Source organism: Metabacillus sp. Hm71 (assembly GCF_051842955.2).
Taxonomy (GTDB): domain Bacteria; phylum Bacillota; class Bacilli; order Bacillales; family Bacillaceae; genus Metabacillus.
The window spans coordinates 5,169,892-5,193,480 of the sequence record NZ_CM200278.1 but is presented as its reverse complement, the minus strand read 5'-3'; the positions used below and the strand labels follow the sequence as shown (position 1 = coordinate 5,193,480).

Sequence of the window (23,589 nt, the reverse complement as noted above, 5' to 3'; positions counted from 1 at the left end):
TTATTGCCCAAAGAGAAGAGATAATTAACATTTGCTATTAAATTACACTCTAAAGCTTATCGTGGAAGGTATATGTTTAAAATTTCCTTCAACGGAAAGACTACAAAAGATCTCTAAGTTGATCACTTTACTTTGCTACTTTCTTGTAAGGAGGAGGTCAATTATATGAACTTATTAAATGACTTCATTCATCGTCCTTTTCCATTACCATCGAAAAAATATATTATGCGGCAAACTTGGAGAAATCTATTGTTTTTGCATTGGCCGATTCCACTTGAAAAACTGCGTCCATATATTCCTTCTGCATTACAAGTTGACACCTTTAATGGCTCCGCTTGGTTAGGGATCATTTTATTCGTTATAGAGGGAATCTATCCTCTTGGACTATCATCTGTTTCCTTAACACCTAGCTTTCCAGAAATCAATGTAAGAACATATGTTACATGTAATGGCAAGCCCGGAATTTATTTTATGTCTATTGATGTTGAGAACTGGGCATCCTTAAAGATAGCAAAGAATTGGTATCATTTACCCTATCATTCGGCTGAAATATCTTTTCGAAAAGAAGGACAAACCTTTCATTGCCATAGTATTCGTAAAGGAAACGAAAGTGCTCCGATATCATTTATGGGGAAATACGTTCCTGTATCGGAAGTATATTGTCCAAAAGAAGGAACGCTGGATCATTGGCTTACAGAGCGATATTGTATGTATAGTTCGAAAAAAGGAGTCAACATCTTTTGCGGAGATATACATCATCGGCCTTGGCCGCTGCAAAAAGCAGAGGTAGAAGTAGTTAAGAATACTCTTTTTACACCTTATCAATTTGACCTATCTGAAGTAACACCGATCGCTCATTTTTCGACAGGTGTCGACTCGCTTATTTGGAATATAAAGAAAGTACAGTTCTAGTAAAGCGGGGCTATCGGAAATTGTTTCTTTCAAGAATAGTGAAGATCACAATATCCTTTTAAGGAGGAGCTTGAGCTGAATGGTTAAATTTAATACAAAAATTGCATTCTCGTTAGCTACATTAATTTTGCCTTGGCTAACCGTCCCTTTTATGGGAAAAAGAAATTTTTTTAGGTTTTTACCTGTTGCAAGTTTTATCAATTTATTTTTAAGTGTATTTAGTCTAATCTGTACCAAAAAGAAATGGTGGAAAACCAATAACCCTATATCTCCTGGGCCAATCGATTTTACATATATATTAGGTCCTTATTTTGTAGCAACATTATGGATATTTAGATTAACATATGGGAATTTCCCCAAGTACTTAATCACAAATATGGTTTTGGATTTAATTAACGCATATCCTATGCCTTACATTGGGCATAAATTTGGTGTTGTCAAATTTATTAAGATGACACACACTGCTTGGTATTTTATAAATGTATCTTTAGCAATAATTATCTATGGCTTTCAATACGTTGTGGAACAATCAATTACGAAGGCATCTGGTTATAAAAACATAAGGTTATCAAGTAATAAAAATTAAGTTGAGGGTTAAAGAAAAACTTTAGCGTAATTCAAGATTTGACCAATTTTTAAATGCAAAGTATAGCGTTCGTTAAGAAGAAAGTCAGACTTTATGAGATCGGACTTATTATGGGCTCTTAACTTATAGGACTACATTATTCACCATTTCATATTACTTTATGCGATTGTGCTTTAAGCGAGGAGGTAAAAGGCGCAAAATATGAGATTAACTCATTATTTTAATAGGGCATTGAAAAGCAGCCATTTTAAGAGAATTATATAGGACCATTATGTTGAATAGGAATAAATAAAATCAATAAGGTCCTCACATAATAAAGCTAAATTCTTTAATCTTGAGGAGAATATTAATTGGATCATATTGAAAAAAACCTTGAAAACAACATCCAGCATATTAATAATTTATTTCATCAAACATCTGATTTAGTCGTGAGAAAATTAAAGTTTGGTATGGAAAAATCAGAACATGCAGCCATTATTTATATTGATGGTATTATTGATTCGGAAATATTACAGGTTTTTGTGATTAAACCATTACTTAATTTTACAAAAACATCTGAAAAAAACAATATTATAAATTTAGTCAATGAAGTCATTGTATCGCCCAATGTACAAACGGTAACAACGTTTCAGGAAATAACGGATGCAATAGTTAATGGCAAATCAGCTATATTATTTGAAGGTCATGACATTGGAATGATCGTAGAGACTGCAAAGTGGAATGAAAGAAGTATAGAAGAAGCTTTAGGAGAACGTACACCAAAAGGACCTGTTATTGGTTTAACAGAAAAACTCAAAACGAATATTAATATTCTGCGTTCAATGATTAAATCCCCCAAGCTATGTATAGAAAATAAAGAGATTGGACTAATTTCAAAAACACAAATATCAGTGATTTATATGAATGGAATCGTCGATAAAGGAGTGTTAGAAAAAGTTCAATCACGTTTAAGCAATCTCTCTGTTAATTACATAATAGAAGACAGAATCATTGAAGAAGTAATTGAAGGACAGAAAAGTATCTTTAACTTAAACAAAACAACAGAACGTCCAGATGTTCTCGCATCGGCTTTGTATGAAGGAAAGGTAGGTATTATTGTGGATGGTAGTCCTTTCGCTATTATAACACCTTCCTTATTTATAGATGCTTTTCAAACGCCAGATGATTATTATTTAAAAGCAGGTCGAGTTACAACCCGATTTATCCGCTTTATTGGTTTTATCTTATCTGTTTATCTGCCAGCAATCTATGTAACATTAGAAAACTTCCATCAAAACAAATATTCCCAAAAAGTAGTAAAGTCATTTTTTTCTGATGGTGAATTATTACCTGCATTTTGGGAAATGATGTTTTTGTTATTTTTATTAAAAATTCTTATTGATGCTACTTTCCGTATACCTAAAAGCTCAATCATTCTTTTATCTTTGGTTGCAGCAATTGTTATTGGTGAAACTGCTGTAACAGCTAAAATCATTCACCCTGCAGGCCTAATTACCATAGGAATTACTTTTTTAACAAGCTTTGTCATCATCTATAGAGGCTTAGCAGATGCAATGGCAACAATGCGTTTCCTTTTTTTATTAATTGCTAATTTTTTTGGATTTACTGGTTTAATTGCTGGCACAACAATCCTCATTTTGTATATGACAAATCTTAAGTCTGCAGGGGTTCCTTATCTTTCGCCATTAATCCCGTTTAGATACGAAGAGTTAAAAGATACTCTTTATAGAGGTGATTTAAAATCCTTACTTAATAGTAAGCACTCATACCCTGACAATAACTAGTTATAAGTTAATCAAAATTTTCTTCTAACAAAGTTTGTCAACATTTTTCATTAGTGCGTTATTCAAGAAAAGGGCGTGCGCGACAAGCTCTGTAATAAACGCTTTCTAGAATTTCCTTGGCGTTGTAAGTCTAAAAGTATTGACAACGTTTTTATTACGCCTCTCATTGTGATGTCAGATGTAGAAATGTTCAGGCTTCCATTGGGGAAGGGCAATACATAAGTTACTGGAACTATATCATGGCTGCATCCATAGTTTTTACAATGCCAGTCTTGATTTTATATGCTTTCTTTAATCGATACTTTGTAAAAGGAGTTACGTTTACAGGGGAAAAATAATGGGTTCTAGTACAGGATATCGATTGGAATTGACTTCTAGCTACTGAATTGACAGATACAAAATCCGCTAAGTGCTTGTTTAAAAGCATTGATGCTCATTTTTAAATTAACATGAAATCAGGACTCTATCTCCCTCTTAGGTTTTCTTCGAAAATAAATATTTATTAAAGAACGGAGTAAAGATAATAAAAAGATAAATTAAAAGTATTCAAAATATTAATTAAAAAAGGATCTCTGGAAGATCCTTTTTTAATGCAGATAATGCTTCATACTGTTAATCAAGAATGAATAGCCTATACATTATTTTTTATTTCATCCATCAATTGTCGAGAACGTTTAGCATTACCCTCGGCAAAATTACGCAGTCGGTTTTGTAGTTCTTCATTGTCATGTATACGTTCAGCCATAATTAAGTATGTTTTCATCATTTCATTCTCTCTTTCTAACGACATTTGTAAGTTTTGATTTAGTGACTTTTTAGATAATTCATCTTCGCTGTCATAGTCACGATCATAATCCAGTTCGTGATTCATTCTAATCCTCCTATGATTATATTCTTTTATGTTTTGTACATAAAGATCACCTTTTATGCTAAAAGACTGTTTTTTGATTCTTATGTCATCAAAAAGGGGCAATATCCAAAAATTCCCGACCTCTTTCATTGCCGATAACATCGTATGTGAACTAGTTTTATCATAGGATCTTATTCAACAATTGGGCCGATTGTTGAATAAGATTTGTTGATATAGAAGGGTCTTAATGTAAGAAGAACCTATATTTATGGTAATATAAGGGTGTGTTTGCTGAATTTTCTAAATAAAGGGGAATGATTTTGGAAAAGGCTCAAATATCTCAACGATTTAAGAATTTTGCTAATGGGGAATGTAAAGGTTCGAGTGAACTATATGAGTTTTTATCTCTAAAAATTGCTGAAGATGATGAAATGCTTGATTTATGTTTAAAAGCTAAGGAAGGACAACCAGTTCCTAACTTATTTTTGGCGGCTGTTCATTACCTCTTGTTAAACGGTAAAGAGCACGATTTAAGAGAATATTATCCAAGCATAGTTGAACAACCACAGGAAGTAGAGAATTCTTTTAGCCATTTTAAGAATTTTTGTAAACTTTATAGAGATGAAATTATTTCAATTATTGAAAGCAAGTTGGTACAAACTAATGAAGTTAGGCGTTGTGCGTACCTGTATCCAAGTTTTTGTTTTATTTATAATAAAATAAAAAAGCCTTTATCATTAATTGAAATTGGAACTAGTGCTGGTCTTCAACTTTTATGGGACAAGTATAGCTATTCTTACGGAACTAATGAAATCTATGGAAATGAAAATTCGAGTGTTCATATAACTTCTGAAATTATAGGAGAAAATATTCCCACGTTACTTATTAAAAGTCCGCCAATAGCTACGAAAATTGGACTAGATTTACATATATGTGACCTAAGAAATTTAGAAGATTATCTATGGCTGAAATCTCTTATTTGGCCGGAACACCGAGAAAGATTAGAATTATTCGAGAGGGCGGCTAGTTGTTTTAAGGAATATCCTGTAGAACTTATTGAAGGAGATGGAGTAGATTTATTAACTAAAGTTATTGAAACACTTCCTAAAGATACTGCTATTTGTATTTTCCATACTCACGTTGCAAATCAAATACCAGAAGATTTAAAGTATAAGCTTATAGATAACATAAAAAAAATCGGTTTTAATAGAGACGTTTTTCATCTTTATAATAATATGTGGGATAGAAAACTTCACCTTGATTATTTTATTGGGGGTAATGAATACAATCGAACTATTGGGGATTCTGATGGTCACGGAAGATGGTTTGAGTGGAATATAGTATAGAAATTCATTTTAATTGAATGAGAGAAATACTTCTACGAGGAGTTGCTGCGGCAATCCTTTTTCTTATTCGACTAACAGAACAGTTATTTTGAAGATCAAGTAATGTACATAAGAAATACTAATAAGGGGTCCAGGTGATGAATTGTATATTTTGTAAAATTATTAATAGAGATTCTCCAGCAAAAATCATTTATGAAGATGAGTATGTCATTTCATTTTACGGGTTACATTTTAGTGCACCAGTTCACGCGTTACTTGTTCCAAAAAAACATATAGAAAACATACTTGATATAACAGAAAAAGATGAAAATGTAATACTAAAGATACATATGGGAATTCAAAAAGTAGCAAAAAAGCTGGGTGTAGATAAAACGGGTTTTAGAGTCATAACTAATACAGGAACTCACGGACAACAAGAGGTTTATCATTTACATTACCATATTATTGGAGGAAGACAGCTTAAGTGGGAAATGTAATTGGTACTTATTCAATGAACGGGTTCACCTTTAGTTCAATAACGATCTTCGGCGTACTATTTGATGATCAACATATTAGCGAAGCAGGGAAAATTTAATAGAAGGAGTGAGTCACATGTTAATCGGTCATATTAAGGAAATTGTTCGCCATCCTGTGAAGTCATTTTCCGGGGAGAGTGTGAAAAAAACAAACATAATGGAATATGGTTTATACGGGGACCGCAGCCATGCTTTTCTAGATGATACGAGAAAGGGAAAGTTTTTAACGATCACTCAATTCCCAGAGATGGTTACATATAAAGCAAGATTTGCAGGAGAAGAATCAATGGAACAATACCCCAAAGTGGAAGTCATAACGCCGGAGGGAAAGGTTATGAATTGGGAAGATGAAGAACTCCGTGAAGAAATCGCAAGGAAATCGAAACGAAACATTTCGCCGATTACCTATACACCTGCCCGTGTACCTTTAGGGGCAATTGAAGAAGAACATATTCAACTTGTAACAGATGCCTCATTAATGAAATTAAAGGATATATGGGGAAAAACAGATGTCGATTATAGACGGTTCCGGCCTAATTTACTCATATCGTTACAGGAAAAAATTCCGTTTATAGAAGAAGAATGGTTCGGAAGACATCTCAAAATTGGAAGTGAAGTAGAAATCCAATTAAAAAGGCATTGTGAAAGATGCATGATTATTACCGTGGATCCTGAAAATGCAGACCGAGATGCCTCTTTGCTTAAAACAGTTGTAAAGGAAAGAGAAAATCATTTTGGCGTTTATGCCTCTGTTATAAAGACCGGCCAAATTCATTTGGGTGATGAAGTGGTTTTGCTAAGATGTCGCGTTTAATTACTAACGCGTCTTTATTTTACAATTAAGTAAAAAAGGAGTTGGTTAGTTGAGAAAAACTGAAATTGTTCCCTGGTCAAAAGAATGGGCCGAATTATACGCTAGTGAAGAGAGGATCCTTAAGGAACTATTTAGAGATGAATTGGTTGATATTTTTCATATTGGAAGTACCTCTGTAAAATCAATAGGGTATGCAAAACCAATAATAGATATTTTACTAGTAGTTAGTAATATTGAACATGTTGATTTATACAATGAAAAAATGAGGTCTTTAGGATATGAACCAAGAGGCGAAAACGGAATATCTGGCAGAAGATACTTTCCTAAAGGGAAAGAGAAAAGAACCCACCATGTACATATCTATGAAGTTGGTAACGAGAATATCGAAAAACATTTAAGTTTTAAAAATTACTTGTTAAACAATCCAGAAGAAGCAAAAAAATATGGTGAATTAAAACTTGTATTAGCAAAACAGTTTCCAATTGATACGCATCGGTACCAAAAGGAGAAAGAAGCTTTTGTAAATGAGCTTGTTGAAAAATCTCTTAAATGGAGTTTCTTTAATAATTAGTTTTAAACTAGAGGGGACTAATAATGAAAATTCGTTTAGTAAAAGGATCAGACTACTATGCCATATCACCTCTAATAAATGAGTGGTGGGGCGGAAGACAAATGTCTGATAAGCTATCGAAATTATTCTTTGATCATTTTACAAACACAAGTTTCGTTGCTGAAAAGGAAGGGGAAATAATAGGTTTTCTGATAGGCTTTCTATCTCAATCACATCCTAATGAGGCATATATTCACTTTATAGGAGTTCATCCTGATTACAGAAAACATAATATTGGTAAAACATTATACAACGAATTTTTTAATAAAGTGAAACAAAATGACCGGAACATTGTCCGCTGTGTAACGTCTCCTGTTAACAAAGCTTCGATAGCGTATCATACCAAAATGGGGTTTGAGATTGAAAAAGGAGATAAAACAATTGATGGTGTTTCTGTCTTTACTGACTATGATGGACCAAATCAAGATAGAGTCCTATTTGTGAAACAGTTGGTTTAATTAAAAAGCTGCTTATTTTATAAATAGGCTTATTTCTTGATGAAGATGGGTGTTCTTTTGAGAATCATTATTTGAAAAATAGTGATAGCTACATATATACCCAAGGCTTTTAAGGTTAATGAAGAACGAAAGTAAATATTTTTATCAAAATGAACAGTTATTGGCTGTTCATCAATTATGTGCGATTCTTCATTAAGGAAGGATCGCTTTTCTTTATTCAATGAACTTATTACTGTATAAATTTTCTAATTAGATGGAAGATAAAGGAGTAATTATTTTTGAGGAGGGTTTCATTTTGGCAGAAAATAAAGAGTTGAATGCTTCAAACGGAGAAGATGTGAAACGTGAGACGCTGACAACACGCCAGGGACATCCTGTAAGGGATAACCAAAATATCCGTACAATTGGCAATCGTGGCCCCGCAACTCTAGAGAATTACCATTTTATTGAGAAAATTTCCCACTTTGATCGAGAAGAGGTGCCGGAGCGTGTGGTGCATGCCCGAGGAACTGGAGCCTTTGGCTACTTTGAAACTTACGGAAAAGTTGGAGACGAACCGGTAGAAAAGTATACTCGCGCGAAGGTATTTTCCGGTGCAGGGAAGAGAACACCGTTAATGGTTCGCTTCTCTACAGTGGCAGGAGCGAAGGATTCGCCGGAAACCGCACGAGACCCACGCGGCTTTGCAGTAAAAATGTATACCGAAGATGGCAACTGGGATTTGGTTGGGAACAACCTGAAAATCTTCTTTATCCGTGATGCAATGAAGTTCCCTGATATGATTCACGCATTTAAAGCAGATCCTGCTTCGAACGTGCCAAATCCTGAGCGCATGTTTGACTTCGTTTCACGTACACCTGAAGCAACGCATATGATTACATTCCTATTCTCTCCATGGGGGATTCCCGCTACATACCGCCATATGCAGGGGTCTGGGGTAAATACCTATAAATGGGTAAATGACAAAGGTGAGGCTGTGCTGGTGAAGTATCACTGGGAGCCGAAGCAAGGGATCCGTAATTTAACACAAGAAGAGGCAAACGAAATTCAAGCGAAAAACGTAGGTCATGCGACGCAAGATTTATATGAAGCGATTGAGCGTGGAGATTATCCGGAATGGGAGCTTTTTGTCCAGATTATGGAGGATGATTACCATCCGGAACTTGATTTTGATCCGCTCGATGATACGAAGCTTTGGCCGGAGGAAAAGTTTCCATGGTTGCCGGTTGGTCGGATGGTTCTAGATCGCAATCCAGTGGATTTTCATGCAGAGATTGAGCAAGCAGCCTTTGGTACAGGGGTTCTTGTCGATGGAATGGACTTTTCAGACGATAAAATGCTGCAAGGCCGTACATTCTCATATTCCGATACACAGCGCTATCGTGTAGGAGCGAACTATTTGAAATTGCCTGTGAATGCACCGAAAGCTCCTGTTCGTACGAACCAGCACCGCGGCCAAATGGATATACGTGATCCGAAAGAGTCTGGAGAAAATCCGCATATTAACTATGAACCATCGATGCTCGGCGGCTTTGAGGAGGCAGGTAAAGAAAATCATCCGCCGCATCAGCCAACGTATAATGCGGCAGCAATGAGTGCGCCTATTGATCGTCCTAACAACTACGGACAAGCGGGTCACACATACCGCAGCTTTGAAGATTGGGAGCGCGATGAATTGATCAAAAACCTATCCGAAGCTCTTGCAGCATGTAATAAACGAATTCAGGATGCCATGATTGAGCACTTCACACAAGCAGATGAAGACTATGGCCGTCGTGTAAAAGAAGCTCTAGAAATGAAAATGAAAGAAATGAAAGAAATGGAAACAGAAAGCAAGGTTCCAGGCCGTGAAGCAGGTCAATCGAAATATGGTCAAGGATCATTAGCTGCGAACGAAGCAACAAGAGATGCTGTGAACAAAAGCCACGAAGCTGATCCTTATTAGTGAAGAAGTAATAGGTTGTCTTAGATGGTTAGTGATTATAACCTGACTGGGCAGCCCTTTTTATATGGAAAAACTTTTGTAAAACAAGTGTTATTAGCTGAGAATTTGATTTATAACTTGTTAAGCGATCATGTGCAATGCTATTAGAATGGCATTGTTTTTTTTTTTTTTGACAAATAAACAGGAAGTTTGATTTATGAAAGGAAATTTTATGTTGGATAGCGAATGCTCTTAAAGGAAACTATTTACATTTTAGGAGATGATAAAAATGAACATTGCCATAAAGGAATTGCCTGAATTAGAGGTAGCTTTTGTTAGACGGTTTGGAAGTTATTTTAAATCAACAGAAGATCATTGGGGACGATTGGTTAATTGGGCAGTAAATAATGGACTTTATCCACCTAAACAAAGTTTTATCGGAATATCATTAGATAACCCAGATGATGTATATGGAGAAAATTGTCGTCACGATGCCTGTGTTACGATTCCAGAGGGTTTTGAAAAGGAGAAACATATTCATAATGGCATTCAATTTAGAAAGCTAGATGGCGGGCAATATGCTTTGTATTCATTTTATGATACACCGGAAAAATTGAATCTTGCTTATAAATATATGTATGAAGAATGGTTAGCAACTAGCAAGTATGAAGCTGATTATGACCGGTTTAATCTTGAATTTAATTTGAATAATCCTGCTGAAGATCCAGAAGGGAAATGCAAGGTTGATTTATATGTACCGATAAAAAATCAATAAACAAATTGCGTACCTTTTGTTTCATCAATCTGGCGTAACGTGCCATTTTTGTGGGGAAATGAGAGAAAGAGAGTATGGAGGAAAGATGAAAATAATAGAACTGCCAATTGAATTTAATGGACAAAAAAATACCATATATCCTAGTTTAATTATCTTGAATAATGAACTAACCCTGGTCGATACAGGGTATGCTAATTTTTTGACGTTAATTGAAAATGAAATTATTAAAAGTGGATATGAAATGAAAAATCTAAAAAATATCATCATTACTCACTATGATGATGATCACATAGGTTCTTTATATGATTTCAAAGAAAAGTATCCCTGGATAAGCATTATAGCTAGTGAAATAGAATCAAAATACATTTGTGGTGAAAAGAAGTCAGAGAGATTGGTTCAAGCCGAAGAAATGCTAGAAAATTTGCCGGATGAAGAACAAGAATTTGGAGCGTGGTTTATACAGCAGTTAAAAAGTTTGAAGCATGTCCCAATTGATAGAAAGGTACAAGATGGAGATATGATTTTGAATAACAAATGCAAAGTAGTAGCAACACCTGGTCACACTTCAGGGCATATCTCCTTATATTTTCCTAGTTTAAAAAGCGTCATAACAGGTGATGCAGCAGTTAAAGAGAATCATGAATTAGCCATCGCTAACCCACACTTTTGTTTAAATCTTGAGAAAGCAAAACAGTCTTTGGCAAAGCTTAAAAATCTTAAAGCCGAACATTACTATTGTTATCATGGTGGAAAATTTACTTTTTAGTGGTAAAGGGACACTATTTCTTAATAAGAAAAATGGCATTTTTATTTAATGGAAAGATTAAAAGTATGCGGTTCCATCTAAATTATTATGGGAAGGCGATTAATAAATTGAAATATATAAAGGAAATGAGAAAGCATATTGGTCACGAAACTCTATTAACAGTAGGGTGTGGGGTTATTATCGAAGATAACGGTATGATATTATTACAGCATCGTACTGATGAAGATAATTGGTGTATCCCAGGTGGAATGATGGAGGTTGGAGAAACATTCGAAGAAACAGCGAAGAGAGAAGTTTATGAAGAAACTGGATTAAATGTAACTAGTTTAGATTTGTTTGGTATATATTCAGGAGAGCAATGCTTTGTTCGATATCCGAATGGAGACAAGGTATTTAGTGTTCAAGTTATATTTATCTCTAAAAAATACAAAGGAAAGTTAAAACAAGTTGATGTCGAAAGTAGAGATCACAAGTTTTTCCGAAAGACCGATCTGCCTGTTCATATAAATCCACGCCAAATACTGTTTATACTTGATTGGGTTAATGGTAAGGAAATACCAATAATAAATTAGTATAAAATATAATGATTTTTTCTTTACTAATGAGATCGATGCTTCAATAAACGAAGGATCGTTTTTTTGATAGTAAAGAGGGTAACAGTTTATTCAATATAGAATGTTTATCGGAGGAGGATGAACCTATGAACAAACTTGATTTTATTCGTAAAGAGGAAAAGAAGTACCATGATTTTTGTTACGAGAATTATAAACTATTTGAAGAAGGTTCTTGGCTATCTAAACCCGTTAAAACAGTGCTGGATTTACTGCCTTTATTAAAAAAAGACCATATCCAGGTATTAGATTTAGGGTGTGGAGTGGGAAGAAACAGTATTCCTATAGCCGAAGCGATTAAAAATCATAATGGTAAGGTTGTCTGTGTTGATTTATTAAAATCGGCGTTAGAAAAATTGGATCAATACAGTAAAGAATATAGTGTTAATGATGTAATTGTATTAGAAAAAGCTGATATAGGGGATTATCAAATTAAACAAAATAGCTATGACCTCATTGTTGCTGTATCTAGTTTAGAGCATGTGGCTTCAGAAACGATCCTTGAACATGTCTTTAGGCAAATGGAAGAAGGAACAAAAATAGATGGAATTAACTGCATTATTATCAATTCGGGAGTAGAAGAGATTGATATAAAAACAAATAAAAAAGTAGATGCCTTAATAGAAATTAACATCCGTACAGAAGATATGATCCGCAAATTACAACGTAATTACGATGGATGGGAAGTTTTAATGCAATTAGTAAAGCCTTTGGAATTCAAAATAGTACGGAATAATGAAGATATATTATTAAAAACAAATGCAATAACTTACGTTGTAAGAAAAAGTAGATGATCTAACTATTAGTTCCCACAGGTCTAGTCGTCAGCATCCACCCTATCCCTCTCGAGAGAAATTGTTCCTTTTTTGCTTTTAGGAAAGGGTCTGAAATGACACTGGATGTAAGTTTGGTTGTATTTTATTGTATAAAGTTAAATAATCAACAAATACTAACAATATTGGACAAAATATAGACATAAGAAATCCGTCTTTCCTCTATAGTAAACACAATGAATATAGTATGCGGGAATGAGGAGAGTTTATGGAAATTGTTGAACGTTTATTTGCTCAGTATGGATATTTAGTGTTGTTGATTGGTCTTCCCTTGGAGCTAATTGCTTCCCCAATACCTCCTGGAAACTCGACATTAGCATACACCGGATATTTATCCTACAAAAAAATTCTCGATTTTCTACCAGCGCTTGCTGCGGCGTATTCAGGAGTATTGTTGGGTATAACAATTACATATTGGATTGGAAACAAGTTTGGTATGCCACTAATCGAAAAATACGGTAAATGGCTGCATTTGAAGCCGAAATATTTAAAGAAAACGAGAAATGCTTATGAAAAATATGGGAATAAAATGCTTCTTTTTGGTTTCTTCTTGCCTGGTGTTAGACAGTTTAACAGCTACTTTGCGGGTATCATGCATATACCCTATCGGACATTTGCTTTGTATGCCTATATAGGGTCATTCTTATGGGTATTGGTATTCATTGGTATCGGTTATGTGTTTGGGAATCAATGGCAGTTTGTTTTTGCTTGGATTGAGCATTTCTTGCTAGTTATCTTACTTATCTTATGCTGTACAATTGTTGTTTATTTTCTATATAAATGGCGTAATCGGCTAAAAAACCAACAAGACATTCACAAAGGGGAATCTGAGTAAACGACTGCCAAATGATTTGACCTATCACTTGATAAGATTTAGCCAATAAAAAACTCAGTCATTCTGTGATGACGAGTTTTTTATTGTAAATTTTTATTATAAAGAGGACTTTTTAAAAAAGGGTGAACTGTCTCCCGAATAATGGACACTTATAAAAAATTCCATTATTCGGGATTTTTTATGTTTTATCATAGAAAACCCGTTATAATCAAAACAAATAGAGAGAACGGGGAACTAATATGAGTAAAATTATTTTTAATGAATTTCAACGTAAACAACTGGAGAACAACCCAAATGTCAATCATGTATCAGACCGGTCGATCTCATACAAACCTGAATTTAAAATTGCTGCCATTAAAGAAAACCAAAATGGCAAAGGGCCAAAAGATATTTTCATTGAATATGGATTTGATCTAGACATAATTGGCCATGAAAAGCCTCTACAATGTTTAAAACGTTGGCGAAAAACTTATGAAAAGTATGGTGAAGAAGGTTTTAAAAATGAGCGTCGCGGAAAAGAAAGCACAGGACGTCCATCTTCGAAGGATCTTACATTAGAAGAAAAACTAAAAAAGGCTGAAGCACGTATAGCTTTCTTAGAGATGGAAAACGACTTCTTAAAAAAGTTAGAAGAACTAGAGAGGAAGGCGAAGAAACAAGACTAACATTATCAGAAAAGTTCCAACTAATTGAGGCCACTATTCGTAAACATGGTCTAGTTAGGATGGTTTCCTATCTGTGTGAATTAGCTGCAGTAAAACGCAAAAGTTATTATGTCTGGCTTAAGGCTGAACCTAAGCGTATCGAAAGAGAACGTAAGGATGAACAGGATTTTAAACTTATAAAACAAATCTACGATGAAAAGAATGGTAAATCAGGTGGACGAGATATAAGAATGGTTCTAGAAAATGACTATTTCACTGTGATGAATCTCAAGAAAATCTATCGTATTATGAATAAGTTTAACCTAAGGTCCAAAATTAGAAGGTCAAACCCTTACAAACGAATGGCTCAGGCAACACAAGAACACCGCACTTGTGCTAATATCCTGAATCGAAACTTTGTACATAGTGAGCTTGGTAAAGTGTTACTTACCGACATCACTTATCTTTATTTAGAAAATGGAACACCTGTTTATTTGTCATGTGTTAAAGACGGTTCTACACGCGAAATTTTGGCCTATTATCTCTCGACAACATTGGAAATGAGACTTGTTTATCGAACACTTGATAACTTAATTGCTGCTTTGGACGGAAACGTTCACCCAGAAGCTATTCTCCATTCTGATCAAGGATTTCACTATACAAATCCAGAATATCGACAGAAGGTTAAGAAACTTGGATTTATTCAATCAATGTCTCGTAAAGGAAACTGTTGGGATAACGCACCAATGGAATCATTCTTTGGCCATTTAAAAGATGAAATTGATGCCTCTTCATGTCAAACACTCACACAGCTAAGAGGGGTAATTGAAGATTATATGGTTTACTATAATTCGTACCGATATCAATGGGGATTAAAGAAGATGACCCCGGAACAATACCGAGGCCATCTATTGAGTGCATAAAGGTCTTTTTATAAACTGTCTATTTTTAAGGGTACAGATCAGGGTTAATTTATCGGGTCTTTTTCAAACTGCTTATTAAAAACGATGTTGATTACGGCCTTGCCATCACTTGGGCAACCATTTGAGAGATCAGTAGGGAATAGAGAGAAAAACACATAGTAAACAGAAAAATAAACAAATTGATACAGCACAATATTAGGATGAAGAATTTCCTGAAGAATTAAGCCGTTAACAAGGATAATGGCTGCGATGTTAAAGATAGAACCGCCTAGATAAACAAAAATCCTTTTCGCTTTTCCATTCTTCTTTTGATGTAATGCTTTATATTTACACCAACCATCAAAAAAGTAAAGCTTACGGATATAAAAAGGGCCTATTTTGCACAGCATATTTCCTGTGCCGATATGGATATCTACATGACAGCCGAACAGCTTTGCAAAAAATAAATGGCCGATTTGATGGATGATGGTCACAAGTGGAAATACTAAGAAAAGTGAAAGAAAGAATGTCCACATGTCTTCAAAGCCGAACAAGGTAATCCCCCTTTTTCAATAATGCTTTTAAATCACCTTCCCAAAATTAATAAAAACAAAACCTTTTAATAGAAAAGCTTTTTGTTATTATGATATTTTCAGATTCCAAGATAGTTAGAGAAAGAGATTATTTATATTTTGTATACGTGTGCTTTGCTTAATGATGAACACGCCTTTTACCATTTGTATGATTTCGTTTTATTAACAATATTCCCATTTACATTTTTTGGTTTAATGTTATTATCTTTTTAAGAATATAAGAGCACACGGAGATCAAAAATGGATATTATTATTGGAATCATTTTGGGGATAGATAAATGGAATTGGAACAATTAAAAATTTTTGACGATGACAGAAATCAAATCGGTGTTGCTTCCCGTAAGGATGTACATAGAATAGGATATTGGCATGAAGCGTTTCATTGCTGGTTCATTAGTAAAGAAGAAGGGACCGATTATATTTATTTGCAGCATCGCAGCGAGACTAAAAAAGATTATCCTAATTTATTGGATATTACGGCTGCTGGACATTTGTTGGCTGATGAAACGGTTAAGGATGGAATAAGAGAAATAAAAGAGGAAATAGGAATTGATGTTCTTTATGACGAATTAGTACCATTAGGCATCATTCATTATTGTGTCATAAAAGAAAATTTCATCGATAAAGAATTAGCAAACGCTTTTTTATATATAAGTGATCATACATTTGATGACTTTACACTTCAAGCTGAAGAGGTTTCAGGTATTGTGAAAGCTACATTTAACGATTTTGCCAAACTTTGGCTAGGTGAAAAAGAAACAATTAAGGTAAAGGGATTTAAACAAAATAAAGCCGGGGATAAAATCTTGATTGAAGAAAATGTGGGAAGGGATAAATTTGTTCCACATCAACCTTCATACTATAAATCTATTATCTTAAAAATAATAGAACGGATTGAATAGAGTCATAAAAAATCGATAGCAGGTGGTGCCAAAATGTTGATTAAACCAAAGGGCTTGCAGCCTGGAGATCTAGTCGCGACAGTCAGTCCGTCATGGGGAGGAGCGGGTGATCCTGAAATAAGATGGCGTTATGAGCAAGGTGTAAAGAGATTAGAAGCAGTATTTGGCCTTAATGTGATCCCAATGCCGAATAGCTTAAAAGGTGGAGACTATCTTTATCACCATCCTCAAGCGCGTTCGGAAGACTTGATGACGGCATTTAAAGATAAGAAAATTAAGGGTATCTTTGCGAATATCGGTGGAGAAGACAGCATCCGCTTACTTCCTTATATTGATTTTGAAGTGATCCGTGCGAATCCAAAAATATTTGTAGGTTATTCAGATGTGACGATTTCACATTTATTTTGCCATAAAGCAGGGATTTCCTCCTTTTACGGTCCAGCTATATTAGTTGATTTTGCAGAGAATGTGGAAATGGATCCATATACGATTGAAATGGTAAAGCGAACATTTTTTTCAAATGAAGTTATTGGCGATATTCAACCAGCTAAGGAATGGACTAGTGAGTACTTGGAATGGGATATAGCCAATAAGCACCGAAGACGTAAAATGAATAAGAACACAGGTTACGAGGTGATTCAAGGCTCCGGAGTCGTACAGGGACGTTTGATTGGTGGCTGTATTGAGGTACTTGAGTTTGCGAAAGGAACCGACATCTGGCCGGATCAGTCATATTGGGAGGATAGCATTCTTTTCTTTGAAACATCTGAGGAAAAGCCGGAACCAAATCTTATTAAGTATTGGCTGCGAAATTATGCGGCACAAGGAATTTTGCAAAAAGCGAACGGTATTGTGTTTGGTAAACCACAAGACGAGAAATATTACGATGAATATAAAGAAGCCATCAAATCGGTGATGAAGGAATATCAGTTGGAGGAATTGCCAATCTTGTATAACTTGAATTTTGGCCATACTGAACCGAAATGCATTTTGCCATATGGCGCAATGGCGGAAATTAATTGTGAGAAGAAGACGTTTGCCATTTTAGAAAGTGGCGTGGAATAGTCGTAAGGCAGAGGAGAAAGCAGATGGATTTGAAACAGAAAGCAATCGAATTAGCAGCAGTATATAAACAAAATAGTAAAATTGAAGCCATTTTACTTGCTGGATCGGTATCAAAAAACTTGCATGATGAGCATTCAGATATTGAAATTCATATTCTGTGGAAAACACCACCGGAAGATCAGGATCGTCAACTTCCTATTCATAAGATTGGAGGCTCGATTTTGGCTTATCATCCTTATGAGGAGGAAGAATGGTCTGAGTCTTTTCTAACGAAAGATGGGATAAAAGCAGAAATAAGCAACTTTTTATCCTCAACCGTTGAACGTTTTATAAATGATGTAGTGGACAGGTATGAAACGAACTATGATAAGCAATGTGTGGTTGCTTCGATAGATGATGGTGTCATTCTTTTTGGGGAAGAACAAATAAAGGAACTAAAAAAGAAAATCGCAGTGTATCCTTTAGCACTTTCTAAGCAGATGATTTCGGAAAATCTTTGGCTGGAAAATCGTTGGAATAACCGAGAGGCCTTATTGAATCGAAAAGATTGGCTTATGCTCTATGAAGTGTTTTGCGATGTGCAAAAAAAGTTGTTTGGTGTTTTGTTCGGTTTAAACAAAATGTATGTGCATCATCCTTCATTTAAATGGATGCATCACAATATTGAACAAATGAGGATTAAGCCTGAAAAGCTATATGAACGTATGAGCAATATCCTGATAGGATCTCCAGAAAACAGTGTGAAGGACATGGAAAGTTTAATAGAAGAAGTACTTGTTCATGTTGAAACCCATCTACCAGATTTGAACATTAATGAACAAAAGAAGCATATAAGATTTGCAAAATGATTAAAAACAAGGCAAAAATTTTATTGCGAAGAGAACAATCTTTTAAAGGCTTCGGTAAGAAAGCATTTTATACTTTGTTTTGGGGTGATATAGTGTCAATAAAAGGTCTTAACCATCTATTATTTTCCGTGTCCAATTTAGAGGATTCAATCGAATTTTATAAAAATGTGTTTGATGCAAGATTGTTAGTAAAGGGAAGAAGCACTGCTTATTTCGATTTAAATGGGATCTGGCTTGCGCTTAATGAAGAAAAGGATATTCCCCGTAATGAAATCATGCAATCATACACACATATCGCTTTTTCAATAGATGAAGCAGAATTTGATCATCTCTACAACAAACTAAAGAAGTTAAAGGTAAAGATCCTCTCAGGCCGCCCAAGAGATGAAAGAGATAAAAAATCCATTTACTTTACCGATCTTGATGGCCATAAGTTTGAATTTCATACAGGTACGCTGCATGACAGACTGGATTATTACAGACGGGAAAAAACACATATGGATTTTTACGATTAATTATTCCTTATAGTTTTAAAATGATAACGATTAATTAATAACAGTTATAAAAAAAGGAGGGATTTTAAATTATGAAACGAGTAGATGTTACATATGTACTGCTCTTTGATGAGTCGGGAGAAAATGTATTGATGGTTAAAAATAAGGGAGAAAAATCATCTTATTATACACTTCCTGGTGGAGCAGTTGAGCAAGGAGAAACATTAGAAGAAGCTGCCATTCGAGAAGTAAAGGAAGAAACGGGCTTGGATGTAGAAATTCATGGTGTTTTCTCTGTCGGCGAGGCATTTTTCTAAGAAAAAGGACATCACACCATTTTCTTTACTTTTAGCGGGAAAATAATCGGTGGGGAAATGAACATTTCAATGCCAGAAGAAATTGAAGAAATCATTTGGATGGATTCTCAAAAAGCTGAAAAATACATACATATAACAAGCGAATCAAAAGGAATGATATACAGTAAAACAACAGTGCCATATTTACTTAGAAAAAGAGTTATTCAGAATTCCTGAAAACAAATTATTCCAAAGGGGACAATCTATTAACATGAAACGAATTAACTACTCGATACAGTTAGTAAATCTGATGGAGCTTGTATCGAGTTTAACCTAGTGTCTGTCAGTTAACTGTATCGTCCACAAAGAAAAAACAGTGGAGGCATAGTTAGTATGAACATAAATGAGTTAAAAAAAGAATGGCTTGAATATGAAAAAGTACCATTTGAGGGTTGGGATTTTTCTTATATAAAGGATAGCTGGGAAAATGAAACACTTCCCTGGGATTATACAGAAATTGTAAAGAAGTATTTGTCTTCAGATATAGAATTACTTGATATGGGCACAGGGGGAGGAGAATTCCTTCTATCTTTACATCATCCTTATGAAAAAACATCGGTAACAGAAGGCTGGGAACCTAATATAAATCTATTAAAGAGCAAATTGGTTCCTTTAGGGATAAAGCTAGCCCCGATAGGCGACGATGACATCATTGATTTTCCAGACGATCATTTTGATCTTGTTATAAATAGACATGAATCCTTTCGTGTTGAAGAGGTAAAAAGAGTTCTAAAACCTAACGGTGTGTTCATTACTCAGCAGGTTGGCGGGAAAAATGGAAAACGATTATCCAATATGCTTATTCCGAACTTTCTTCCAAACTATGAAACCTTTACTATGAAAACTGTGAAAGAAGTTTTAAACGAGCATAAATTTAAGACCGTGTTTGCTGATGAATATTTTCCATACCAAAAGTTTTTTAAAATGGAAGCTCTTATTTATTATGTCAAAGTGATTGAGTGGGAGTTTCCAGGGTTTAATGTAGAAGGTCACTTTAATCAGCTGTTGAATGCCTATCATGAAATAACAAAGAATGGTTATATTTTAAACTATGAGCATCGATTTGTCATTGTTGCTGTTAATCATAAAGAAACTTAAATTCATCCCTTTTCAAAAATCGCTCATAGGAAGCTTATCAAATGAAACTTTTTTTACGAAGATTTCGTATTATCTTTTATAAAAGGTAAAAGGGTGATAAATATGAATGCAAAGGGATGTATCAAGTGTGGCCATAAAGGGGCTAAAACGAAAGAAATCGCAACCTCAGGTACTGGGTTATCAAAATTCATGGATATTCAACATAATCATTTTGTTGTTGTCTATTGTACAAATTGCGGATACTCCGAACTTTATAATAAAAAGTCATCAAGAACTAGCAATCTGTTAGATTTATTTTTTGGAGGTTAAAGGTTGTTTGGCTGTTAATTCAGTCAACATGTTTTAGTTTGCTGTGGAAACTATTTTTTTTTTATATGTTTTACAAATTTGGTTCTACTATAGAAGAATCAAACTTTCAAAAGAATAGGTGAGAAATGTGAGTACCGAGACATTACCAGCTTGGTTTTGGCTAATCTATTATTCATTTTTGCTGATCACATTTGGAACAGTCATATATAGCCTAATTCGAAAAAGAAATATCCGAATGTCTATTACCGGCATCGTTTTTTTGATGACAGTTCCGGTCATTTCTTTGTTAGGTTGTATTGGAAGAGGAGAAGGGCAGAATGAATTTGAATATATATTTGCTCAATTCCTGCAAGGTGCTGTTTGGTCAATTTATGTGGTGATCGGTTACTTGTTTTTAATTGTTTGGTGGTTTGTGTCCTTTTTCAATAACAAAAATATGAAGTTACAGGGAAAATTTTAATACAAGCATGTTTGCTTTTATATATGTAATTCCGAAATACAAAATGCTTCAGAAAAGGAACTTAGGGAGGTAAGGACGTGATACTAAAGAAAACAGACATTAAAGTTGTGATCGGTGCAGGCGAGTACAATAATAACCCAGGTTGGATCCATACTCAGGAAAATGAACTTAATTTAATAGATATAACGACTTGGAAGGTTCGGTTTGATAAAGATTCTCTAACAGCTATACTCGCTGAACACGTCTGGGAGCACCTTTCCTTTGAAGAGGGGATTGAAGCGGCAAAACTTTGTTATCAGTTTTTAAAACCTGGGGGCTATATTCGTTGTGCGGTTCCAGATGGATACTTTCCAGATAAGGATTACCAAAACATCGTTAAAGTAGGAGGACCTGGTCCATTAGATCATCCTGCTGCCAGTCATAAAATAGTCCATACTTATAAAAGTCTAGCAAACATGTTTGAAACTGCTGGGTTTACAGTAAATCTACTTGAATACTTTGATGAAACAAGTCATTTTCACATCAATGAATGGAATGGTGAAGAGGGGGTTATTTTTCGTTCGAAAAAGTTTGATCCTCGAAATCAAGGAGATAAACTAGTTTTTCCTTCACTAATATTAGATGCAATAAAACCATAATTTTTATTTCCAATCTATTAAAAATGAGCCACTAATAAATGATGGATATTTTTACATAGCAAAATTGTTAGATGAAATAAAGAACCAATTGAAGATGACCATTTTATCCTGCAACTCCCTAAATCATATTGGTGCCTGTTCCTTGCAATTTGAGTGGTTGACATCTTAAGATAGGCACCAATAATGATTTTAAACATAAGTAATTTCTCTTAACATTAACGTTTAATTATCAGTTTTATTGTTTGATTTGATCAGATTTTTCTCTTGCAAAGGCTCCACCTTCTCGAATTGTTTTAGCTAGTGCTTCTTTTGCCAGGTTTTCCATACTTATTTCTTCCTTAAACCTTTGCCGGTTTGAAGGACTTACATTAGATCCATTCCTAGATTCGTTCGTCATTTTATCCCTCCTTTCAATGGTTAGTATGGTTTTTTATCTAGGAGATCTTTTATAAACTAGGTGGATTGTAACTTCCCAAAGTTATTTTCATTTCTAATGAGCCTAATATGTATTGGTAATAAAAAGCCGAAAACGATAAGAAAAACAATAATTGACATTAACCAATTCCAGCCTTTATAGTTCATATACCCAACATTGACCATTCCAATATCTATGAGAAGCGATATGACAGTGAATATGATTGTTAATTTCCATTTGTTATTTTTTGTTAAGTAATTTAAATATAATATGGCAAGTGATGATGGTACAAAGGTATAACAAAGAGTATCTCCAAGTCCAGCTTTATTAGGGTGTCCCAGATCCAAGAGATCGAATTCCCTGGCAACAAGACCATCACAAAACCAAGTAACAAACCCTACAACCCCGAATGTAATATAGATTTCCCGCCAAGAAATGTTCTTTTTAGGAATAAAAAGGACGATAACAGCTAATAAAATGCTTACTGAAACAGGAAACCACAGTCCCTTGGCACCTAAGTCTAAATTTTCTATAAAACCCTGCATGTATTTTTGCTCCTTATTATTTTGTATTATCTTTTGTTATTGGTAATCGATATATACTGTGGAAAATAAAAAAGATAACAGGGATTATTTGAAATAGTGGCAGGAAGTTTTGGATTGGATGAACCCCCGTCCTACAATAGAACGGGGGTTAAGTTGAAACATGCATTAATATTACTGTTACTTAGACTAGTACCAGATCGTTACTGCTTTATTATAGGCGTCACTATTAGGGATCGCGTGTATACCCTGAGCTTGTGCTTTGCGCGGGTCTAAATCATATACCATTGCTGTATAGCATGAAGTCTGCCCTTTGTTAACTACTCCGTTTCCTCCAGAGCTATTACACGTATAGGCTTTGCCGTCTGTGCTCCGTACGATTCTAGCATCAGCTTCAAGGTTATATATAGCAGGTCGGGTAACAGTGACTTTTGCCCAGGCCGTTTTACACTTCGTGCTGAATTTTAATTCTACATATGAAATGGAATCAATCCATTTTTTATCCTTTGTTACAGCTGAGCTTGCACAACTATTGTAGTAAGGACTTTTGCCATCATATGAATGAGTTTCTGCAGCTGCTTGATGATTCCCAAATCCAACAGAAACGATCAATGTCGATAAGATCAGCATCATTGATTGAGCAATCAGTTTAAGCTTTTTTTTCAAACGGTTCATTCCTTTCTTTACAAATTAGCAAATTAACG

Annotated in this window: 28 protein-coding genes and 3 pseudogenes; 26 read left to right on the top strand and 5 right to left on the bottom strand. The window is 34.7% G+C overall.

Going from position 1 to position 23,589, the window contains the following annotated elements; translation table 11 throughout:
* Positions 1-165: 165 nt before the first annotated feature.
* The 4 genes and pseudogenes from ACSVDH_RS25590 to ACSVDH_RS25575 form a co-directional block, all read left to right on the top strand.
* Positions 166-912: a YqjF family protein gene (locus tag ACSVDH_RS25590; protein WP_439252625.1), complete on the top strand. Its 747-nt coding sequence runs from the start codon at positions 166-168 to the stop codon at positions 910-912.
* 79 nt (positions 913-991) lie between these two features.
* Positions 992-1,498, top strand: coding sequence for a hypothetical protein (locus ACSVDH_RS25585; protein WP_439252626.1), 507 nt, complete (start codon positions 992-994; stop codon positions 1,496-1,498).
* A gap of 350 nt (positions 1,499-1,848) precedes the next feature.
* Positions 1,849-3,282 carry a spore germination protein gene (locus ACSVDH_RS25580; protein ID WP_439252627.1) on the top strand — a complete coding sequence of 478 codons (1,434 nt, stop codon included), beginning with the start codon at positions 1,849-1,851 and terminating at the stop codon, positions 3,280-3,282.
* A gap of 144 nt (positions 3,283-3,426) precedes the next feature.
* Positions 3,427-3,620: pseudogene (locus ACSVDH_RS25575) on the top strand (carbohydrate ABC transporter permease); the annotation flags it as partial.
* A gap of 293 nt (positions 3,621-3,913) precedes the next feature.
* Here ACSVDH_RS25575 and ACSVDH_RS25570 read toward each other — a convergent pair.
* A complete protein-coding gene (locus tag ACSVDH_RS25570; RefSeq protein ID WP_439252628.1) occupies positions 3,914-4,153 on the bottom strand; it encodes a hypothetical protein in 240 nt (79 codons plus the stop codon).
* Between the two features lie 296 nt (positions 4,154-4,449).
* On the opposite strand from ACSVDH_RS25570, the gene ACSVDH_RS25565 reads away from it, so the two are divergent.
* From ACSVDH_RS25565 to ACSVDH_RS25505, 13 genes and pseudogenes are all read left to right on the top strand, one after another.
* Positions 4,450-5,478, top strand: coding sequence for a DUF2332 domain-containing protein (locus tag ACSVDH_RS25565; protein ID WP_439252787.1), 1,029 nt, complete (start codon positions 4,450-4,452; stop codon positions 5,476-5,478).
* Between the two features lie 137 nt (positions 5,479-5,615).
* Positions 5,616-5,954, top strand: a complete 339-nt coding sequence (locus ACSVDH_RS25560) for a histidine triad nucleotide-binding protein (RefSeq protein ID WP_439252629.1) — start codon at positions 5,616-5,618, stop codon at positions 5,952-5,954.
* 115 nt (positions 5,955-6,069) lie between these two features.
* Complete coding sequence (locus ACSVDH_RS25555) at positions 6,070-6,807, top strand: MOSC domain-containing protein (RefSeq protein ID WP_439252630.1); 738 nt, start codon at positions 6,070-6,072, stop codon at positions 6,805-6,807.
* A 49-nt stretch (positions 6,808-6,856) separates the two neighbouring features.
* Positions 6,857-7,378 carry a GrpB family protein gene (locus tag ACSVDH_RS25550; protein ID WP_439252632.1) on the top strand — a complete coding sequence of 174 codons (522 nt, stop codon included), beginning with the start codon at positions 6,857-6,859 and terminating at the stop codon, positions 7,376-7,378.
* A 23-nt stretch (positions 7,379-7,401) separates the two neighbouring features.
* Positions 7,402-7,875 carry a GNAT family N-acetyltransferase gene (locus tag ACSVDH_RS25545; protein WP_439252633.1) on the top strand — a complete coding sequence of 158 codons (474 nt, stop codon included), beginning with the start codon at positions 7,402-7,404 and terminating at the stop codon, positions 7,873-7,875.
* 292 nt (positions 7,876-8,167) lie between these two features.
* Positions 8,168-9,820, top strand: coding sequence for a catalase (locus tag ACSVDH_RS25540; RefSeq protein WP_439252788.1), 1,653 nt, complete (start codon positions 8,168-8,170; stop codon positions 9,818-9,820).
* 268 nt (positions 9,821-10,088) lie between these two features.
* The gene (locus tag ACSVDH_RS25535) at positions 10,089-10,574 is read left to right on the top strand and encodes an AraC family transcriptional regulator (RefSeq protein WP_299093266.1); all 486 of its coding nucleotides are present in this window, start codon (positions 10,089-10,091) and stop codon (positions 10,572-10,574) included.
* Between the two features lie 85 nt (positions 10,575-10,659).
* Positions 10,660-11,340, top strand: a complete 681-nt coding sequence (locus ACSVDH_RS25530; RefSeq protein ID WP_439252635.1) for an MBL fold metallo-hydrolase — start codon at positions 10,660-10,662, stop codon at positions 11,338-11,340.
* A gap of 107 nt (positions 11,341-11,447) precedes the next feature.
* Positions 11,448-11,912: an NUDIX hydrolase gene (locus ACSVDH_RS25525; protein ID WP_439252636.1), complete on the top strand. Its 465-nt coding sequence runs from the start codon at positions 11,448-11,450 to the stop codon at positions 11,910-11,912.
* A 128-nt stretch (positions 11,913-12,040) separates the two neighbouring features.
* Complete coding sequence (locus ACSVDH_RS25520) at positions 12,041-12,745, top strand: class I SAM-dependent methyltransferase (RefSeq protein WP_439252637.1); 705 nt, start codon at positions 12,041-12,043, stop codon at positions 12,743-12,745.
* Positions 12,746-12,992: 247 nt separating this feature from the next.
* The gene (locus ACSVDH_RS25515) at positions 12,993-13,619 is read left to right on the top strand and encodes a DedA family protein (protein ID WP_439252638.1); all 627 of its coding nucleotides are present in this window, start codon (positions 12,993-12,995) and stop codon (positions 13,617-13,619) included.
* A gap of 239 nt (positions 13,620-13,858) precedes the next feature.
* Complete coding sequence (locus ACSVDH_RS25510) at positions 13,859-14,284, top strand: HTH domain-containing protein (protein ID WP_439252640.1); 426 nt, start codon at positions 13,859-13,861, stop codon at positions 14,282-14,284.
* Between the two features lie 2 nt (positions 14,285-14,286).
* Positions 14,287-15,186 (top strand): annotated as a pseudogene (locus tag ACSVDH_RS25505) (IS3 family transposase); the annotation flags it as partial.
* A 44-nt stretch (positions 15,187-15,230) separates the two neighbouring features.
* Here the strand turns inward: ACSVDH_RS25505 and ACSVDH_RS25500 are convergent.
* Entirely contained in the window at positions 15,231-15,719 is a 489-nt protein-coding gene (locus tag ACSVDH_RS25500) for a site-2 protease family protein (RefSeq protein WP_439252641.1), read from the bottom strand.
* 317 nt (positions 15,720-16,036) lie between these two features.
* Between ACSVDH_RS25500 and ACSVDH_RS25495 the strand changes: the two genes are divergently transcribed.
* From ACSVDH_RS25495 to ACSVDH_RS25455, 9 genes and pseudogenes are all read left to right on the top strand, one after another.
* Entirely contained in the window at positions 16,037-16,660 is a 624-nt protein-coding gene (locus tag ACSVDH_RS25495; protein ID WP_439252643.1) for an NUDIX hydrolase, read from the top strand.
* Positions 16,661-16,693: 33 nt separating this feature from the next.
* Positions 16,694-17,725: a S66 family peptidase gene (locus ACSVDH_RS25490; protein ID WP_439252645.1), complete on the top strand. Its 1,032-nt coding sequence runs from the start codon at positions 16,694-16,696 to the stop codon at positions 17,723-17,725.
* 23 nt (positions 17,726-17,748) lie between these two features.
* A complete protein-coding gene (locus ACSVDH_RS25485) occupies positions 17,749-18,573 on the top strand; it encodes a DUF4037 domain-containing protein (RefSeq protein ID WP_439252647.1) in 825 nt (274 codons plus the stop codon).
* A 92-nt stretch (positions 18,574-18,665) separates the two neighbouring features.
* Entirely contained in the window at positions 18,666-19,088 is a 423-nt protein-coding gene (gene fosM / locus ACSVDH_RS25480) for a FosM family fosfomycin resistance protein (RefSeq protein WP_439252648.1), read from the top strand.
* 71 nt (positions 19,089-19,159) lie between these two features.
* A pseudogene (locus ACSVDH_RS25475) lies at positions 19,160-19,600 on the top strand (NUDIX hydrolase).
* A 156-nt stretch (positions 19,601-19,756) separates the two neighbouring features.
* Entirely contained in the window at positions 19,757-20,521 is a 765-nt protein-coding gene (locus tag ACSVDH_RS25470; RefSeq protein WP_439252649.1) for a methyltransferase domain-containing protein, read from the top strand.
* A 102-nt stretch (positions 20,522-20,623) separates the two neighbouring features.
* Positions 20,624-20,830: a zinc ribbon domain-containing protein gene (locus tag ACSVDH_RS25465; RefSeq protein WP_439252651.1), complete on the top strand. Its 207-nt coding sequence runs from the start codon at positions 20,624-20,626 to the stop codon at positions 20,828-20,830.
* A 127-nt stretch (positions 20,831-20,957) separates the two neighbouring features.
* On the top strand, positions 20,958-21,290 hold the full coding sequence (locus ACSVDH_RS25460; protein ID WP_439252652.1) for a hypothetical protein: 333 nt from the start codon (positions 20,958-20,960) through the stop codon (positions 21,288-21,290).
* 77 nt (positions 21,291-21,367) lie between these two features.
* A complete protein-coding gene (locus ACSVDH_RS25455) occupies positions 21,368-21,928 on the top strand; it encodes a class I SAM-dependent methyltransferase (RefSeq protein ID WP_439252654.1) in 561 nt (186 codons plus the stop codon).
* Positions 21,929-22,163: 235 nt separating this feature from the next.
* Here the strand turns inward: ACSVDH_RS25455 and ACSVDH_RS25450 are convergent, their stop codons facing one another.
* The 3 genes from ACSVDH_RS25450 to ACSVDH_RS25440 all read right to left on the bottom strand — a co-directional run bounded on the left by ACSVDH_RS25450 (position 22,164) and on the right by ACSVDH_RS25440 (position 23,518).
* On the bottom strand, positions 22,164-22,325 hold the full coding sequence (locus ACSVDH_RS25450; protein WP_439252655.1) for a hypothetical protein: 162 nt from the start codon (positions 22,323-22,325) through the stop codon (positions 22,164-22,166).
* A gap of 56 nt (positions 22,326-22,381) precedes the next feature.
* Entirely contained in the window at positions 22,382-22,888 is a 507-nt protein-coding gene (locus tag ACSVDH_RS25445) for a hypothetical protein (protein WP_439252656.1), read from the bottom strand.
* 186 nt (positions 22,889-23,074) lie between these two features.
* Positions 23,075-23,518, bottom strand: a complete 444-nt coding sequence (locus ACSVDH_RS25440; protein WP_439252789.1) for a DUF2690 domain-containing protein — start codon at positions 23,516-23,518, stop codon at positions 23,075-23,077.
* Positions 23,519-23,589 lie beyond the last annotated feature (71 nt).

Bases quoted from the DNA above. Each gene is read 5' to 3' on its own strand.
- ACSVDH_RS25590 (WP_439252625.1), top strand. From the start codon at position 166: ATGAACTTATTAAATGACTTCATTCATCGTCCTTTTCCATTACCATCG.
- ACSVDH_RS25585 (WP_439252626.1), top strand. From the start codon at position 992: ATGGTTAAATTTAATACAAAAATTGCATTCTCGTTAGCTACATTAATT.
- ACSVDH_RS25570 (WP_439252628.1), bottom strand. From the start codon at position 4,153: ATGAATCACGAACTGGATTATGATCGTGACTATGACAGCGAAGATGAA.
- ACSVDH_RS25560 (WP_439252629.1), top strand. From the start codon at position 5,616: ATGAATTGTATATTTTGTAAAATTATTAATAGAGATTCTCCAGCAAAA.
- ACSVDH_RS25555 (WP_439252630.1), top strand. From the start codon at position 6,070: ATGTTAATCGGTCATATTAAGGAAATTGTTCGCCATCCTGTGAAGTCA.
- ACSVDH_RS25545 (WP_439252633.1), top strand. From the start codon at position 7,402: ATGAAAATTCGTTTAGTAAAAGGATCAGACTACTATGCCATATCACCT.
- ACSVDH_RS25535 (WP_299093266.1), top strand. From the start codon at position 10,089: ATGAACATTGCCATAAAGGAATTGCCTGAATTAGAGGTAGCTTTTGTT.
- ACSVDH_RS25530 (WP_439252635.1), top strand. From the start codon at position 10,660: ATGAAAATAATAGAACTGCCAATTGAATTTAATGGACAAAAAAATACC.
- ACSVDH_RS25520 (WP_439252637.1), top strand. From the start codon at position 12,041: ATGAACAAACTTGATTTTATTCGTAAAGAGGAAAAGAAGTACCATGAT.
- ACSVDH_RS25515 (WP_439252638.1), top strand. From the start codon at position 12,993: ATGGAAATTGTTGAACGTTTATTTGCTCAGTATGGATATTTAGTGTTG.
- ACSVDH_RS25510 (WP_439252640.1), top strand. From the start codon at position 13,859: ATGAGTAAAATTATTTTTAATGAATTTCAACGTAAACAACTGGAGAAC.
- ACSVDH_RS25495 (WP_439252643.1), top strand. From the start codon at position 16,037: ATGGAATTGGAACAATTAAAAATTTTTGACGATGACAGAAATCAAATC.
- ACSVDH_RS25490 (WP_439252645.1), top strand. From the start codon at position 16,694: ATGTTGATTAAACCAAAGGGCTTGCAGCCTGGAGATCTAGTCGCGACA.
- ACSVDH_RS25485 (WP_439252647.1), top strand. From the start codon at position 17,749: ATGGATTTGAAACAGAAAGCAATCGAATTAGCAGCAGTATATAAACAA.
- ACSVDH_RS25470 (WP_439252649.1), top strand. From the start codon at position 19,757: ATGAACATAAATGAGTTAAAAAAAGAATGGCTTGAATATGAAAAAGTA.
- ACSVDH_RS25465 (WP_439252651.1), top strand. From the start codon at position 20,624: ATGAATGCAAAGGGATGTATCAAGTGTGGCCATAAAGGGGCTAAAACG.
- ACSVDH_RS25450 (WP_439252655.1), bottom strand. From the start codon at position 22,325: ATGACGAACGAATCTAGGAATGGATCTAATGTAAGTCCTTCAAACCGG.
- ACSVDH_RS25445 (WP_439252656.1), bottom strand. From the start codon at position 22,888: ATGCAGGGTTTTATAGAAAATTTAGACTTAGGTGCCAAGGGACTGTGG.
- ACSVDH_RS25440 (WP_439252789.1), bottom strand. From the start codon at position 23,518: ATGATGCTGATCTTATCGACATTGATCGTTTCTGTTGGATTTGGGAAT.